This window comes from Metapseudomonas cellulosilytica, assembly GCF_049334135.1.
Taxonomy (GTDB): domain Bacteria; phylum Pseudomonadota; class Gammaproteobacteria; order Pseudomonadales; family Pseudomonadaceae; genus Metapseudomonas.
Window position 1 is genome coordinate 46,960 of the sequence record NZ_JBHZGN010000020.1, and the last position, 13,890, is coordinate 60,849.

Genomic DNA, 13,890 nt, shown 5'->3' on the forward strand with positions numbered 1-13,890 from the left:
GTTTCGTTGCGCGAAGGCGTTAAACAGTAAAGGCGTCTTGCAGCAGTTTTTCCTGCTGCTCGGCGTGCATGGAGGCGTAGCCGCAAGCTGGCGCCGCCGAACCTTCACGACCGGCGTACTCGAGGAACAGGCCCTTCTTGTGGGCTGCCGCGACACGACGCATGTGATGCTGGCTGCAGTACCAGGCACCCTGGTTCATCGGCTCTTCCTGGCACCAGACGATGTGCTTGAGGTTCTTGTACGGGGCAAGCACCTCGGCCAGGTCGTCCTCGGGGAACGGATACAGCTGCTCGATACGCACGATGGCGATGTCTTCGCGGCCTTCGGCGCGACGCTTCTCCAGCAGGTCGTAGTAGACCTTGCCGCTGCACAGGACCAGGCGGTCCACCTTCTTCGGATCGATCGCATCGATCTCGTCGATGACGGTCTGGAAGGAGCCTTCGGCCAGATCTTCCAGGGTCGAGATGGCCAGCTTGTGGCGCAGCAGGGACTTCGGCGTCAGGGCCACCATCGGCTTGCGCAGCGGGCGGATCACCTGGCGGCGCAGCATGTGGTAGACCTGGGCCGGGGTGGTCGGCACGCAGACCTGGATGTTGTGCTCGGCGCACAGCTGCAGGTAGCGCTCCAGACGCGCGGAGGAGTGCTCCGGGCCCTGACCTTCGTAGCCGTGCGGCAGCAGCATGGTCAGGCCGCACAGGCGACCCCACTTGTGCTCGCCACTGGTGATGAACTGGTCGACCACCACCTGGGCACCGTTGGCGAAGTCACCGAACTGGGCTTCCCAGATCACCAGCGCGTTCGGCATGGTGGTGGAATAGCCGTATTCGAAGGCCAGTACGGCCTCTTCCGAGAGGTAGGAGTCGTACAGGTCGAACTTCGGCTGGTCGGCGAACAGATGCTGCAGCGGCAGGTAGGTGCCGGCGTCCTTCTGGTTGTGCAGCGCCGCATGGCGGTGCGAGAAGGTGCCGCGGCCCACGTCCTGGCCGGTGATGCGAACCGGGTGGCCTTCGAACAGCAGGGTCGCGTACGCCATGGTTTCGGCGTAGCCCCAGTTGATCGGCATGGCGCCGGCGCCCATCTTCTGGCGGTCTTCGAGGATCTTCGCGACCTGGCGCTGTACCACGAAGCCTTCCGGGATTTCCAGCAGCTTGGCGGAGAGTTCCTGCAGGGTCTTCAATTCGAAGCTGGTGTCGTGGCGCGCGGTCCAGGCATGGCCCAGGTAGGGGCGCCAGTCAACGAACAGCTCCTTGTTGGGCTCCTTGACCAGGCTCTTGACCACATGCTGGCCGTTGTCCAGCGCGGTGCGGTATTCGTCGATCTTGGCCTGGACGTTGGCGCTGTCGAGGGCGCCGGACTGGGTCAGGGCGTCGGCATACAGCTCGCGGGTGGTGCGCTGCTTGGAGATCTGCTGGTACATCAGCGGCTGGGTGCCGCTCGGCTCGTCGGCCTCGTTGTGGCCGCGACGGCGGTAGCAGACCAGGTCGATCACCACGTCACGCTTGAACTGCATGCGGTAGTCGACAGCCAGCTGGGTCACGAACAGCACGGCTTCCGGATCGTCACCGTTCACGTGCAGGATCGGCGCCTGGATCATCTTGGCGACGTCGGTGCAGTACTCGGTGGAACGCGAGTCTTCCGGGCGGCTGGTGGTGAAGCCAACCTGGTTGTTGATCACCAGGTGGATGGTGCCGCCAGTGCGATAGCCGCGGGTCTGCGACATCTGGAAGGTTTCCATGACCACGCCCTGGCCGGCGAAGGCCGCGTCGCCGTGGATGGAGATCGGCAGTACCTTGTCACCGGTCTTGTCCTGGCGGCGGTCCTGACGGGCGCGCACGGAACCCTCGACCACCGGGGAAACGATTTCCAGGTGGGACGGGTTGAACGCCAGGGCCAGGTGCACTTCGCCACCGGGGGTCATGACGTTGGAGGAGAAGCCCTGGTGGTACTTCACGTCACCGGAGGACAGGCCCTCGGTCTTCTTGCCTTCGAACTCGTCGAACAGGTCGCGCGGGTTCTTGCCGAAGGTGTTGACCAGGACGTTCAGGCGGCCACGGTGGGCCATGCCGATGACGATTTCCTTCAGGCCATAGGAGCCGGAGCGCTGGATGATCTCGTCCAGCAGCGGGATCAGGCTCTCACCACCTTCCAGGCCGAAACGCTTGGTGCCCGGGTATTTGGTGCCCAGGTATTTTTCCAGGCCCTCGGCGGCGGTCAGGCGCTCGAGCAGGTGGCTCTGCACTTCCGGCGAGAACACCGGACGGCCGCGCACGCTTTCCAGGCGCTGCTGGAACCACTTGCGTTGCTCGGAATCGACGATGTGGGTGAACTCGGCACCGATGGTGCGGCAATACGTCTCGTTGAGGGTCTGCTGAATCTCGCGCAGAGTAGCCTCTTCCTTGCCGATGTAGAGCTCACCCGTGCGGAAGGTGGTGTCGAGATCGGCGTCGGTCAGGCCGTAATGGCGGATCGACAGATCGGCAGGAGCCGGACGCTGCCACAGACCAAGCGGATCGAGCTTGGAGGCCTGGTGGCCGCGCATGCGGAAAGCCTGGATCAGGCGCAGGACTTCAACCTGCTTCTTCTCGTGTTCACTGCTTACGGCGCCAGCGGATACAGGCTGGGCGCGGCGCTGGTTCTTGGCGAGCAGGACAAAATGATCGCGGACGGTGGAGTGCGAAACGTCGGTGGCAAGATTGCCGTCGGTCGGCAGCTTCTGGAAGTAAGTGCGCCACTCTTCGGGCACAGCGTTGGGATCGTGCAGGTAGAGCTCATAGAGCTCCTCCACATAGGCAGCGTTACCACCGGATAGGTGGGCACTGTTCCACATGCGCTGCATTTCGCTTTCTTGCATGCTTTGTCACCCTCGATAAGGGGACACCATCGGCATGGAAACCACTAGGGCTAAGAAGTCCTGGCACAGCGACTTCGGCAAAGCCACCAAGGATCCCGCAGATAGTCCGGGCACCAGCCCGGTCGCCCCTGCTGGTCATCTATATATTTTTCAAATAAGGAACACGACTTTGTGAGCTGCGTTCCTGGTTGTACTGCGGCACCGACAAAGCCGGCGCCGCAGGTGTTACGGGTACCGCAATCGAATCAGGTACCGCTTTGCAGCAGCATGTTGCGTACGTGACCGATAGCCTTGGTCGGGTTCAGACCCTTCGGGCACACGTTCACGCAGTTCATGATGCCGCGGCAGCGGAACACACTGAACGGGTCGTCCAGCGCGGCCAGGCGCTCTTCGGTCTTGGTGTCACGGCTGTCGGCCAGGAAGCGGTAGGCCTGCAGCAGCGCAGCGGGACCAAGGAACTTGTCCGGGTTCCACCAGAAGGACGGGCAGGAGGTCGAGCAGCAGGCGCACAGGATGCACTCGTACAGACCATCGAGCTTCTCGCGCTCTTCCGGGGACTGCAGACGCTCGATGGCCGGGGCCGGAGTATCGTTCTGCAGGAAGGGTTTCACCTTCTCGTACTGCTTGTAGAAGATGCTCATATCGACGACCAGGTCACGGATGACCGGCAGACCCGGCAGCGGGCGAATCACCAGCTTGCCGCCCTTCAGACCGGCAGCGGACAGCGGCGTGATGCACGCCAGGCCGTTCTTGCCGTTGATGTTCATGCCGTCGGAACCGCAGACGCCTTCACGGCAGGAGCGACGGTAGGAGAAACCCTCGTCCTGCTCCTTGATCAGCGCCAGTACGTCGAGGACCATCACGTCCTTGCCATCGGTGTCGATCTGGAAGTCCTGCATGGTCGGAGCGCTGTCGCGCTCCGGGTTGTAGCGATAGACGCTGACAGTGAGAGTGTTGGACATGTCGGCCACCCTTAATAAGTACGTATTTTGGGTTCGAACGCCGGAACGGTCTTCGGCGCGAAGTTGACGGCGCGCTTGGCAACGCGCTTCTCACCCGGGAAGTACAGGGTGTGGCACAGCCAGTTCTCGTCGTCGCGGTCTTCGAAGTCTTCGCGGGCGTGGGCGCCACGGGACTCTTTACGGACTTCCGCGGCGATAGCGGTGGCTTCGGCGACTTCCAGCAGGTTCTGCAGCTCCAGCGCTTCGATGCGCGCGGTGTTGAAGGCCTGGGACTTGTCGTTGATCTTCACGTTGGCGATGCGCTCACGCAGCTCGGCGAGCTGGGCGATACCCTTCTGCATGTATTCGCCGGTACGGAATACACCGAAGTAGTTCTGCATGCAGCTTTGCAGCTCGCGCTTCAGCGGGGCGACTTCTTCGCCGCTGCTGCGCTCGTTGACGCCGGCCAGACGCTTGAGGGACTGCTCGATGTCGGTGTCGCTGGCGCCACGCGCCTCGATACCTTCCTTGAGCGCCTTCTCCAGGTGCAGACCGGCGGCGCGGCCGAATACGACCAGGTCGAGCAGCGAGTTGCCGCCCAGACGGTTGGCGCCGTGCACCGATACGCAAGCCACTTCGCCCACGGCGAACAGGCCTTCGACGATGGTGTCGTTGCCGTTGGCGTCCTGGGTGATGGCCTGGCCATGGATGTTGGTGGCAACGCCGCCCATCATGTAGTGGCAGGTCGGGATAACCGGGATCGGCGCGACGACCGGGTCGACGTGCGCGAAGGTCTTGGACAGTTCGCAGATGCCGGGCAGGCGGCTGTGCAGAACTTCCTCGCCCAGGTGGTCGAGCTTCAGCAGTACGTGGTCCTTGTTCGGGCCCACGCCGTTGCCGGCGATCACTTCCTTGACCATGGAGCGGGCGACCACGTCGCGGCCGGCCAGGTCCTTGGCGTTCGGAGCGTAACGCTCCATGAAGCGCTCGCCATGGGCGTTGATCAGGTAACCACCCTCGCCACGGCAACCTTCGGTCACCAGCACGCCGGCGCCGGCGATGCCGGTCGGGTGGAATTGCCACATTTCGATGTCCTGCACCGGTACGCCGGCACGCAGGGCCATGCCCACGCCGTCGCCGGTGTTGATCAGGGCGTTGGTGGTGGAGGCGTAGATACGGCCGGCACCGCCAGTGGCCAGAACCACGGCCTTGGAGCGGATGTAGACGGTCTCGCCGGTCTCGATGCAGATGGCGATGATGCCGACGATGGCGCCGTCCTGGTTCTTCACCAGATCAACGGCGTACCACTCGTTGAGGAACGAGGTGCCGCTCTTCAGGTTGGCCTGGTACAGGGTGTGCAGCAGGGCGTGACCGGTACGGTCGGCCGCGGCACAGGTACGGGCAGCCTGGCCACCCTTGCCGAAGTCCTTGGACTGGCCACCGAACGGACGCTGGTAGATGCGGCCCTGCTCGGTACGGGAGAACGGCAGGCCCATGTGTTCGAGCTCGAACACCGCTTCCGGACCAACGGAGCACATGTATTCGATGGCGTCCTGGTCACCGATGTAGTCGGAGCCCTTGACGGTGTCGTACATGTGCCAGCGCCAATCGTCGTTCGGGTCGGCCGAAGCGATGGCGCAGGTGATGCCGCCCTGGGCAGAAACAGTGTGGGAACGGGTCGGGAAGACCTTGGTCACCACAGCGGTCTTGTGGCCACCCTGGGCCAGTTGCAGCGCGGCACGCATGCCAGCGCCACCGCCACCTACGATGATGGCGTCGAAGGAAAGAGTACGAATGCTAGCCATGGATCACACACCCCAGAGAATCTGTACGCCCCAGACGAAGAACGCGAACATCGCCATGCCGCATACCGCCTGGAACAGGAAACGCACCACAGTCGCCGACTTGCCCAACGCCATGGGGGTCAGGTAGTCGGTGGAGATGGTCCACATGCCGACCCAGGCGTGAACGCTCAGGGCGACCAGGGCCAGCAGGCTGAAGATGCGCATCGCGGTGTGGGAGAACAGACCGTGCCATTCGGCGAAGGTCAGACCCGGATTGAACAGCAGGTAGCCCAGCAGGAAAAGGAAATAAGCCGCGAGAACGACCGCAGAAACACGCTGGGCCATCCAGTCGTAGAGGCCCGAACGCGAGAAGTTCGTGACGTTGGTTACCATACCCACACCCCCAGAAGCACGATCAGCACCGCAGAAACTGCGATGACAATTTTCGAGCCCAGCTTGCCGCCCTCGAGCGTCTCGCCGACGCCCGCATCCATTACCAGGTGGCGCACGCCGGCAACCAGGTGGTAAAGCAGTGCGGACAGGAGGCCCCAAATCACCAGCTTGGCCAGCGGACTGGTCAGGTACGCCTTGACCTGCTCGAAGCCTTCCTCGGAGCTCAGCGATTTGTCGAGCGCGAACAGCAGCACGGCAATGCCGAAGAAGAGGATGACGCCGGAGATTCGATGCAGGATGGACGTGTAAGCAGTGATGGGGAGTTTGATGGTCCTGAGATCTAGGTTTACAGGTCGTTGGCTATTCACGGCTTTTTTTTCACACTGAGGCCCCTAACAAACAGGGCAAGTTGTCGGGAAGTGCACTGATCAGGTACCCCTCACCAAAGGGAGTGCCGACCACCAGAATCCGGGCTCGAAGCCCTTGGCGATCGGGCGCTGAGTATAGACAGTTAGCTGACTAATGACAATGCGAACCCCTGCCCCTAACGGTGGATTGCGCTGCCTATATAAAAGGCGTAAATAGCCCCCCATTTTCCGCCGAAAAACCCGCGCAAACCCCGCTGGCGCATGGGTTTCTTCAAATTGACTTTCGAATTTATAGCTCTATAGTGTCCCGGGCCCTGCGTGGGGGGCTGTCTGATGATTTCAAGCATAACTAGGAGGCCGCTATGGCTGACAAAAAAGCGCAGTTGATCATCGAGGGCGCAGCCCCCGTAGAGCTGCCCGTTCTGTCCGGTTCCATGGGACCCGATGTAGTCGATGTGCGGGGCCTGACCTCCACGGGCTGCTTCACCTTTGATCCTGGCTTTATGTCGACCGCCTCTTGCGAGTCGAAGATCACCTACATCGACGGCGACAAGGGCGTACTGCTGCACCGTGGCTATCCGATCGAGCAACTGGCAGAGAAATCCGACTACCTGGAAACCTGCTACCTGCTGCTGAACGGCGAACTGCCGAACGCGGAAGAGAAGGCCAAGTTCGTTGGCACCATCAAGAACCACACCATGGTTCACGAGCAGTTGAAGAGCTTCTTCAACGGCTTCCGCCGCGATGCCCACCCGATGGCCATCATGTGCGGCGTGGTCGGTGCCCTCTCCGCCTTCTACCACGACTCCCTGGACATCAATAACCCGCAGCACCGCGAAGTCTCGGCGATGCGCCTGGTCGCCAAGATGCCGACCATCGCGGCCATGGCCTACAAGTACTCCATGGGCCAGCCCATGATGTACCCGCGTAACGACCTGAACTACGCGGAAAACTTCCTGCACATGATGTTCAACACCCCGGCCGAGATCAAACCGATCAGCCCGGTGCTGGCCAAGGCCATGGATCGCATCTTCATCCTGCATGCGGACCACGAGCAGAACGCCTCCACCTCCACCGTGCGCCTGGCCGGCTCCTCCGGCGCCAACCCCTTCGCCTGTATCGCTGCCGGCATCGCGGCCCTCTGGGGTCCGGCCCACGGCGGTGCCAACGAAGCCGTGCTGACCATGCTGGACGAGATCGGCGACGTTTCTAACATCGACAAGTTCGTGGCCAAGGCCAAGGACAAGAACGATCCGTTCAAGCTGATGGGCTTCGGCCACCGCGTCTACAAGAACTTCGACCCGCGCGCCAAGGTCATGAAGCAGACCTGCGACGAGGTTCTGGCCGAGCTGGGCATCAACGACCCGCAACTCGAACTGGCCATGAAGCTGGAAGAGATCGCGCGCAACGATCCTTACTTCAAGGAGCGCAACCTCTACCCGAACGTGGACTTCTACTCGGGCATCATCCTCAAGGCCATCGGCATCCCGACCAGCATGTTCACCGTGATCTTCGCCCTCGCGCGTACCGTCGGCTGGATCTCCCACTGGAAGGAAATGCTCTCCGGCCCGTACAAGATCGGCCGTCCGCGCCAGCTGTACACCGGCCACGAAAAGCGTGACTTCGTCCCGCTGGAAGGCCGCAACTGAGGCTGACCGCTCAATGAAAAAGGCTGCCGATCGGCAGCCTTTTTTATTTCAACTCGGTCTAACCCTTCAGTGTTTTTCCGCCCGCTGGCGCATCGCTTTCAGGGTATTGAAGGGCGCATCGACGACGAAACTGTTCGCCAGCCAGGACGGCACGCTGCCACCCGGCTCGGTATGCACCTGGTAGGTGACTTCGACTTCCCCGCTCCCCTTCGGCACCAGCTTCCAGAATCCATCCACCTGGGTCACCCGCACATAGCCATCGGCCTCGGGCAGATAGTTGGGCACGCCTTCTAGAACGCGCGTCACGCTGCCGTCCGCCCCCACTTGCGAGGTGACATGGATCACCGAGTCCCGTGGTGTCACCGGCCAGGGCGTGTTGAAGCGGGTGTAGGTCCAGCTCTGAGGTCCGTCGAGCTTCACCAGCTTCTGATCCTTGCACTCGTGGATCCAGGCGCAGGAACCGACGACATCCTCCTGCAGGGCGCGCAAGGTGGCGACATCGGTCTTCATGGTGGTGACGCCGCGATAAGCCTTGTACCTGGAGCCCGGCACGTCACTCAGGAATACCTTGATGCCATCTTCGTCCTTGGCCAGCTTCCACTCCTCGGCATGGGCGAACGACGTCGCCAACAGACCCAGGGCGCAAAGCGCCACGACCTTGATTCTCATGATCTCTCCTTGTTCAGACAGTACCGACCAACGCCGTCACAGGGTTCAGGCTGCCGAGGTCGCCTGCTCCAGCCAGCCGAGCAGGCGAATGGCGTCTTCCCGGGTCTCGCCACAGACCTCGGGATCGGCTTGGAAGTCGCCGCACACCGCCGGCCGCCGCGGGTCGCCGAACAACTGGCAGAGGTTCTCCACGGAAAGATGCAGGCAACGCTCCCCCGCGGGCTTGCCCCCAGGCATGCCCGGCAGGGGTGAACTGATGGACGGCGCTATGCAGCAGGCACCACAGCCTGGACGGCAATGCATGGTGAAGGACCTCGAACGGCAGGGACGACGGCAGGAAGGCACATTTTACTTGGCGAGAGGCACCATTGGCATCGCCCCGACCACCGAAGCCTGGCGCGCACGCAATTCCTCCACGCTATCGCCCAGGTAGATATTCGCCAAGAGCCGCCCCTCGTGGACTTCCAACCCCACTCGCCGCGGATCGCGCAGGTCGAATAACTGATAGGCCCCGGACTGGCTGCGGAACGCACGCACCCGGGAAGTGACGTAGAAAGCCTGGGACGCGACGCCACTGAGACCGCCCTGCTCCGCCCCCAGGCTGCCAGGCGGCGGAACCGCCAGCAGGCGACCGGACATGTCGTGGACACCGGAAACCTCGCCGAAACCGAAGATCCGCTCATCCGGTTCCCGACGCCAGGCCAGGTAAAGGCGGTTGAGCCGCGGCGACTCCAGGGACACGGAGAGCACCACCCCTCGCTCGCCGTCGTCCTCCAACGCCAGCACATAGCCACTCAGGCTGCCGTCGGCGCAACGCAAGTGCCCCTTGAGCAACAGCCGCCCCCCCAGGCGTTCGAAGGACTCCAGACTTTGCTCCTGGCAGAGCAGCTCGCGACTGTCGCGCAGCGCCCCGCTCCGCTGGCGCCGCTCGACTTCGGCACGCCCCCTGCCGGCGGCCAGAAATCCACCCTCCGCTGCCCAGAGCACCTTTTCCGGCCGCCCCTGCGGATGCACCCTGAACCCCTGGCCACGCCAGGCCAGGCGGTAGCGGCCGAAATCGAAATCCCGCGTCACCGCGAATGCGGGCGGCAGGCGCAGCTGCGCGACCACCGGTTGCTTGCGCCAGTGCTCGACACCACGCAACGTCGCGATGGCCACACCGAGCAACACCAGCACCAGGAATCCCAGTCCCCGCCAGACGGCCATGGTTCTCCCCTTCCCTTGCATAGCGACACCCATTAGGCTCCGCGCTCCTCCAAACCAAGAGCCCCCCCCGACCATGCCCGTCTGGCTGCAAACCCTGGCCTTGCTCAGCCTTTCCAACGTATTCATGACCTTCGCCTGGTATGGCCACCTCAAGACGCTCAACACCAAGCACTGGGTGATTGCGGCGCTGATCAGCTGGGGTATCGCCCTGTTCGAGTACATGATCATGGTGCCGGCCAACCGCATTGGTTACACCGAACTCTCGGTCAGCCAGCTGAAGATCATGCAGGAAGTGATCACCCTCGCCATCTTCGTTCCCTTCAGCGTGATGTACATGCAGCAACCGCTGAAGCTGGACTATCTGTGGGCGGGGTTGTGCCTGCTGGGAGCCGTCTACTTCATTTTCCGCAGCTAGGCTCGCCTGCGCTTCGGCCATGCGTCGTCAGAAATCGGCTCAGACTGCTCATTAACAGTCGTTAACTCCGCGTCTTCGCCGATTTCTTCCTAGCCTGGCCTTTGCTCGGCGGCCTAGCCTTCCGTTTACGCGGGCTTCTTCAGCCGTGCGATCAGGCTCGAGGTATCCCAGCGTCCGCCGCCTATGGCCTGGACCTCGGCGTAGAACTGGTCGACCAGCGCGGTTACCGGCAGCTGCGCACCGTTGCGCGCGGCCTCGTCCAGCACGATGGACAAGTCCTTGCGCATCCAGTCCACGGCGAAGCCGAAATCGAAGGAACCCTCCAGCATGCTCTGGTGGCGATGTTCCAGCTGCCAGGACTGGGCCGCGCCCTTGCTGATCACCTCCATGGCGCCCTGGGCATCCAGCCCGGCGCACTGGGCGAAATGCAGCGCCTCGGCCAGCCCCTGCAACAAGCCGCCGACGCAGATCTGGTTGACCATCTTGGTCAGTTGGCCGCTGCCCACCGGGCCCATGCGGCGAATCATCTTGGCGTAGCTGTCGATCACCGGTGCGGCCCGGTCGTAGAACGCCTGATCGCCCCCCACCATCACCGACAGCATGCCCGCTTCGGCACCGGCCTGACCGCCGGAAACCGGCGCATCGAGAAAACCCAGCTCGCGTTCGGCGGCCAGGACGGCCATCTCCCGCGCCACTTCCGCCGACGCCGTGGTGTGGTCCACCAGGATCGAACCGGGCGCCATGCCGGCGAAGGCGCCATCCGGGCCCAGCAGAACGGCACGCAGATCGTCGTCATTGCCGACGCAGACCATCACGAATTCCGCCCCTTCAGCCGCTTGGCGCGGCGTGGCAAACGCGTCGCCACCGAACTCGTCGCACCAGAGCTCGGCCTTTGCCGGCGAACGGTTGTAGACCCGCACCGAATGACCTTCGCAGGCCAGGTGCCCGGCCATGTTGAAGCCCATCACCCCCAACCCGATGAACGCTACTTCAGCCATTGTTATTCTCCTTCGTCGACCTGCTGGAAAGCCTAACACGCAGTTTGCCGCCTCGCTAAAGCCCCTCCATACTCGCTCCAGGCTGGCCCGACTGGGTCACGCTGCCAAGGAGAACAGCATGCCGCACTGGCTGGTCATCGACCTGGAAGCCACTACCGAAGAGGGTGGCTGGCCATTGGAAGAAATGGAAATCATCGAAATCGGCGCCAGCCTGGTCCGCGCCGACGGCCATGAGGTGGATCACTTCCAGCGTTTCGTGCGCCCGGCGCGACGCCCCTGCCTGACCGGTTTCTGCCGCCAGCTTACGCATATCAGCCAGGCCGACGTGGACAGCGCCGCGAGCCTGCCCCAGGTCTGGCAGGCCTTCGAGCGCTGGTTGGGCCACCACAGACCACGCCTGGTGGGCTGGGCCAGCTGGGGCGACTACGACCGTCGCCAGTTGGAGCAGGAATGGCAGCTCCACGGCCTGGACAGCCTGCTGGCCGCCGTCCCCCACCTGAACCTCAAGCAGCGCTTTGCCGAGGCGCGCCAGCTCAAGCGCGCCGTGGGGCTACATGCGGCGCTGCAACTTGCCGGCCTGCATTTCCAGGGCCAGCAACATCGCGCCTTGGAAGATGCTCGCAATACTGCCCGGTTATTGCCGCTGGCCTTGCCCTAGGGCCTGCAGACCCTTTGCATCGCTGGCCACGCGGCCCTCGGCCAATGAGTCCGAACCGGAACGTGGATGGATTGGGTTGCGCCATGCACCAGTGGGGCTCGGCCTGCCCCCAGGGTGGACCTGGCTAAGCCATGCCCACCCTGCAAGGCTATTCCTACGTCAAAGCACCTGACCGAGGAAGGCTTGCGCCCGCGGGTCCCGGGGCTGAGCAAAGAACTGCGCGGGCGGGGCGTCTTCCAGCAGCTTGCCATGGTCGAAGAACAGCACGCGGTCGGCCACTTCGCGGGCGAAGCCCATTTCGTGGGTCACGCAGACCATGGTCATGCCTTCCTGGGCCAGCTGTTTCATCACGTCCAGCACCTCGCCGACCATTTCCGGGTCCAGCGCCGAGGTGGGCTCGTCGAACAGCATCACCTTGGGCTCCATGCACAGGGCGCGGGCGATGGCCACGCGCTGCTGCTGGCCGCCGGACAGGCGCGAGGGGTACTCGTTGGCCTTCTGCGCGATGCCGACCTTGGTCAGCAGCGCCTGGGCCTTGGCCTCGCGCTCGGCCTTGCCGCGCTTGCGCACCACCTTCTGCGCCAGGCAGAGGTTTTCCAGCACGGTCATGTGCGGGAACAGGTTGAAATGCTGGAACACCATGCCCACCTCGCGGCGGTAGGCGTTCACATCGGTCTTCGGGTCGGCGAGGTCGACACCGTCGATGACGATCGAGCCGGAATCCAGCTCTTCCAGGCCGTTCAGGCAGCGCAGGAAGGTGGACTTGCCCGAGCCGGACGGCCCCAGTACCACCAGCACTTCACCCTTGGCCACAGAGGTGCCGACATTGTCTACCGCGCGTACCAATTGACCACGGGCGTTGAAGGTCTTAACCAAATCACGGACTTCAATCACTTTTCCCGAGCCTCCGCTCCAGACTGTTGGCGATTTGCGACAGCGGCAGGTTGATGAGCAGGTACAGCGCCGCTACGCAGAACCAGATCTCGAAGGTGGAGAACGAGGTGGTGATCGCTTCGCGGCCGCTCTTGGTCAGCTCGGTGATGGCGATCACCGAGACCAGTGAGGTGTCTTTCACCAGGCTGATGAACTGCCCGGCCAGGGGCGGCAACACGCGCTTGAAGGCCTGGGGCAGGATCACGTGGCGCATGGACTGGCCGCCGGTCAGGCCCAGGGAGCGGGCCGCTTCATTCTGGCCACGGGCAATGGACTGCACGCCGGCGCGGACGATCTCGCCCACATAGGCACCGGTGAACAGCGCCAGCGCCGCCACCCCGGCGAACTCGCGGGAGAGGTTCAGCACCGTGCCGATGAAGAAGTAGAAGATGAAGATCTGCACCAGCAGCGGCGTGCCACGCACCAGTTCGACATAGACGGTGGACAGGTCGCGCAGGGTGGGGTTGTGCGACAGCCGGCAAAGGCCGGTGAACAGGCCGATCACCAGGCCCAGGGCGCCGGACAGCGCGGAAATCCACAGGGTGGTCCAGAGGCCCCAGAGCAGCGGGCCGGCAGTCCAGTGACGGGTCACACCGATCTGGTCGCCTTCGGAAACCTCATCGCCCTGGCTGACCTGCAGGCTGTCCCTGGCCACTTCCAACACCTGCTCCTTGCCGCCCTCGGCGGTCAGGGTCACACGGGCGTTGCTTCCGGCGTCGACGATGGCACTGACGGTGCCGTAGTCGGCGGCGCGCTGGCCTTCTTCCGCCTGGTAGGCGAAGTACTGTGGCACGCGGTTCCAGCGCCACTCATAGGAAATCAGCGAGGTGGAATACCAGAGCGCGTAGGCCAGCATGAACAGGATCAAACCTGTCAGCAGGTTCCAGGGCAACTGGCCGGCTCGTTTTGAACCTGCCCGCGCGGAGCTTTTGCCCAGCGCTTGCCACGGCAGTTGAAGTTTTTTTTGCGTATTCATGGTGAGTTCTCGGCCTCAGGCTTCAAGGGCGCAATCGACTGGGCGGGCC

The 13,890-nt window shown here is 63.2% G+C and carries 14 protein-coding genes; 3 read left to right on the forward strand and 11 right to left on the reverse strand.

The genetic code is table 11. The features are described 5' to 3' along the window. Positions 1-19: 19 nt before the first annotated feature. From ACFW0H_RS22175 to sdhC, 5 genes are all read right to left on the reverse strand, one after another. Positions 20-2,851 carry a 2-oxoglutarate dehydrogenase E1 component gene (locus tag ACFW0H_RS22175; RefSeq protein WP_422916008.1) on the reverse strand — a complete coding sequence of 944 codons (2,832 nt, stop codon included), beginning with the start codon at positions 2,849-2,851 and terminating at the stop codon, positions 20-22. A 245-nt stretch (positions 2,852-3,096) separates the two neighbouring features. Next, complete coding sequence (locus tag ACFW0H_RS22180) at positions 3,097-3,813, reverse strand: succinate dehydrogenase iron-sulfur subunit (RefSeq protein WP_422916009.1); 717 nt, start codon at positions 3,811-3,813, stop codon at positions 3,097-3,099. An 11-nt stretch (positions 3,814-3,824) separates the two neighbouring features. Next, complete coding sequence (gene sdhA / locus ACFW0H_RS22185; protein ID WP_422916010.1) at positions 3,825-5,597, reverse strand: succinate dehydrogenase flavoprotein subunit; 1,773 nt, start codon at positions 5,595-5,597, stop codon at positions 3,825-3,827. 3 nt (positions 5,598-5,600) lie between these two features. Further along, positions 5,601-5,969, reverse strand: coding sequence for a succinate dehydrogenase, hydrophobic membrane anchor protein (gene sdhD, locus ACFW0H_RS22190; protein ID WP_422916011.1), 369 nt, complete (start codon positions 5,967-5,969; stop codon positions 5,601-5,603). After that, positions 5,963-6,337, reverse strand: coding sequence for a succinate dehydrogenase, cytochrome b556 subunit (gene sdhC / locus ACFW0H_RS22195; protein WP_377695712.1), 375 nt, complete (start codon positions 6,335-6,337; stop codon positions 5,963-5,965). Before sdhC ends, sdhD begins: the two co-directional genes overlap by 7 nt. 362 nt (positions 6,338-6,699) lie before the next feature. On the opposite strand from sdhC, the gene gltA reads away from it, so the two are divergent. Further along, positions 6,700-7,986, forward strand: a complete 1,287-nt coding sequence (gltA, locus tag ACFW0H_RS22200; RefSeq protein WP_422916012.1) for a citrate synthase — start codon at positions 6,700-6,702, stop codon at positions 7,984-7,986. A gap of 66 nt (positions 7,987-8,052) precedes the next feature. On the opposite strand, the gene ACFW0H_RS22205 is transcribed toward gltA, so the two are convergent. The 3 genes from ACFW0H_RS22205 to ACFW0H_RS22215 are packed head-to-tail and all read right to left on the reverse strand — an operon-like array spanning position 8,053 to position 9,861. Next, the gene (locus tag ACFW0H_RS22205) at positions 8,053-8,655 is read right to left on the reverse strand and encodes an START domain-containing protein (protein WP_422916013.1); all 603 of its coding nucleotides are present in this window, start codon (positions 8,653-8,655) and stop codon (positions 8,053-8,055) included. A 45-nt stretch (positions 8,656-8,700) separates the two neighbouring features. Then, a complete protein-coding gene (locus ACFW0H_RS22210) occupies positions 8,701-8,958 on the reverse strand; it encodes a YkgJ family cysteine cluster protein (protein WP_422916014.1) in 258 nt (85 codons plus the stop codon). 45 nt (positions 8,959-9,003) lie between these two features. After that, on the reverse strand, positions 9,004-9,861 hold the full coding sequence (locus tag ACFW0H_RS22215; protein WP_422916015.1) for a hypothetical protein: 858 nt from the start codon (positions 9,859-9,861) through the stop codon (positions 9,004-9,006). A gap of 73 nt (positions 9,862-9,934) precedes the next feature. On the opposite strand from ACFW0H_RS22215, the gene ACFW0H_RS22220 reads away from it, so the two are divergent. After that, entirely contained in the window at positions 9,935-10,276 is a 342-nt protein-coding gene (locus ACFW0H_RS22220; RefSeq protein WP_422916016.1) for a DMT family protein, read from the forward strand. 125 nt (positions 10,277-10,401) lie between these two features. Here the strand turns inward: ACFW0H_RS22220 and ACFW0H_RS22225 are convergent, their stop codons facing one another. Continuing rightward, the gene (locus ACFW0H_RS22225; protein WP_422916017.1) at positions 10,402-11,274 is read right to left on the reverse strand and encodes an NAD(P)-dependent oxidoreductase; all 873 of its coding nucleotides are present in this window, start codon (positions 11,272-11,274) and stop codon (positions 10,402-10,404) included. 118 nt (positions 11,275-11,392) lie between these two features. Here ACFW0H_RS22225 and ACFW0H_RS22230 point away from each other — a divergent pair, with 118 nt between their 5' ends. Beyond that, complete coding sequence (locus ACFW0H_RS22230) at positions 11,393-11,932, forward strand: 3'-5' exonuclease (protein WP_422916018.1); 540 nt, start codon at positions 11,393-11,395, stop codon at positions 11,930-11,932. 159 nt (positions 11,933-12,091) lie between these two features. Here ACFW0H_RS22230 and ACFW0H_RS22235 read toward each other — a convergent pair whose 3' ends face one another. Then, positions 12,092-12,826, reverse strand: coding sequence for an amino acid ABC transporter ATP-binding protein (locus ACFW0H_RS22235; protein WP_422916019.1), 735 nt, complete (start codon positions 12,824-12,826; stop codon positions 12,092-12,094). Continuing rightward, entirely contained in the window at positions 12,819-13,721 is a 903-nt protein-coding gene (locus ACFW0H_RS22240) for an amino acid ABC transporter permease (RefSeq protein ID WP_422916075.1), read from the reverse strand. Before ACFW0H_RS22240 ends, ACFW0H_RS22235 begins: the two co-directional genes overlap by 8 nt. Between the last annotated feature and the right edge of the window lie 169 nt (positions 13,722-13,890).

Excerpts from the sequence above, each read along its gene's own strand:
- ACFW0H_RS22175 (WP_422916008.1), bottom strand. The coding sequence starts at position 2,851 with ATGCAAGAAAGCGAAATGCAGCGCATGTGGAACAGTGCCCACCTATCC.
- ACFW0H_RS22180 (WP_422916009.1), bottom strand. The coding sequence starts at position 3,813 with ATGTCCAACACTCTCACTGTCAGCGTCTATCGCTACAACCCGGAGCGC.
- sdhA (WP_422916010.1), bottom strand. The coding sequence starts at position 5,597 with ATGGCTAGCATTCGTACTCTTTCCTTCGACGCCATCATCGTAGGTGGC.
- sdhD (WP_422916011.1), bottom strand. The coding sequence starts at position 5,969 with ATGGTAACCAACGTCACGAACTTCTCGCGTTCGGGCCTCTACGACTGG.
- gltA (WP_422916012.1), top strand. The coding sequence starts at position 6,700 with ATGGCTGACAAAAAAGCGCAGTTGATCATCGAGGGCGCAGCCCCCGTA.
- ACFW0H_RS22205 (WP_422916013.1), bottom strand. The coding sequence starts at position 8,655 with ATGAGAATCAAGGTCGTGGCGCTTTGCGCCCTGGGTCTGTTGGCGACG.
- ACFW0H_RS22210 (WP_422916014.1), bottom strand. The coding sequence starts at position 8,958 with ATGCATTGCCGTCCAGGCTGTGGTGCCTGCTGCATAGCGCCGTCCATC.
- ACFW0H_RS22215 (WP_422916015.1), bottom strand. The coding sequence starts at position 9,861 with ATGGCCGTCTGGCGGGGACTGGGATTCCTGGTGCTGGTGTTGCTCGGT.
- ACFW0H_RS22220 (WP_422916016.1), top strand. The coding sequence starts at position 9,935 with ATGCCCGTCTGGCTGCAAACCCTGGCCTTGCTCAGCCTTTCCAACGTA.
- ACFW0H_RS22225 (WP_422916017.1), bottom strand. The coding sequence starts at position 11,274 with ATGGCTGAAGTAGCGTTCATCGGGTTGGGGGTGATGGGCTTCAACATG.
- ACFW0H_RS22230 (WP_422916018.1), top strand. The coding sequence starts at position 11,393 with ATGCCGCACTGGCTGGTCATCGACCTGGAAGCCACTACCGAAGAGGGT.
- ACFW0H_RS22240 (WP_422916075.1), bottom strand. The coding sequence starts at position 13,721 with ATGCTGGCCTACGCGCTCTGGTATTCCACCTCGCTGATTTCCTATGAG.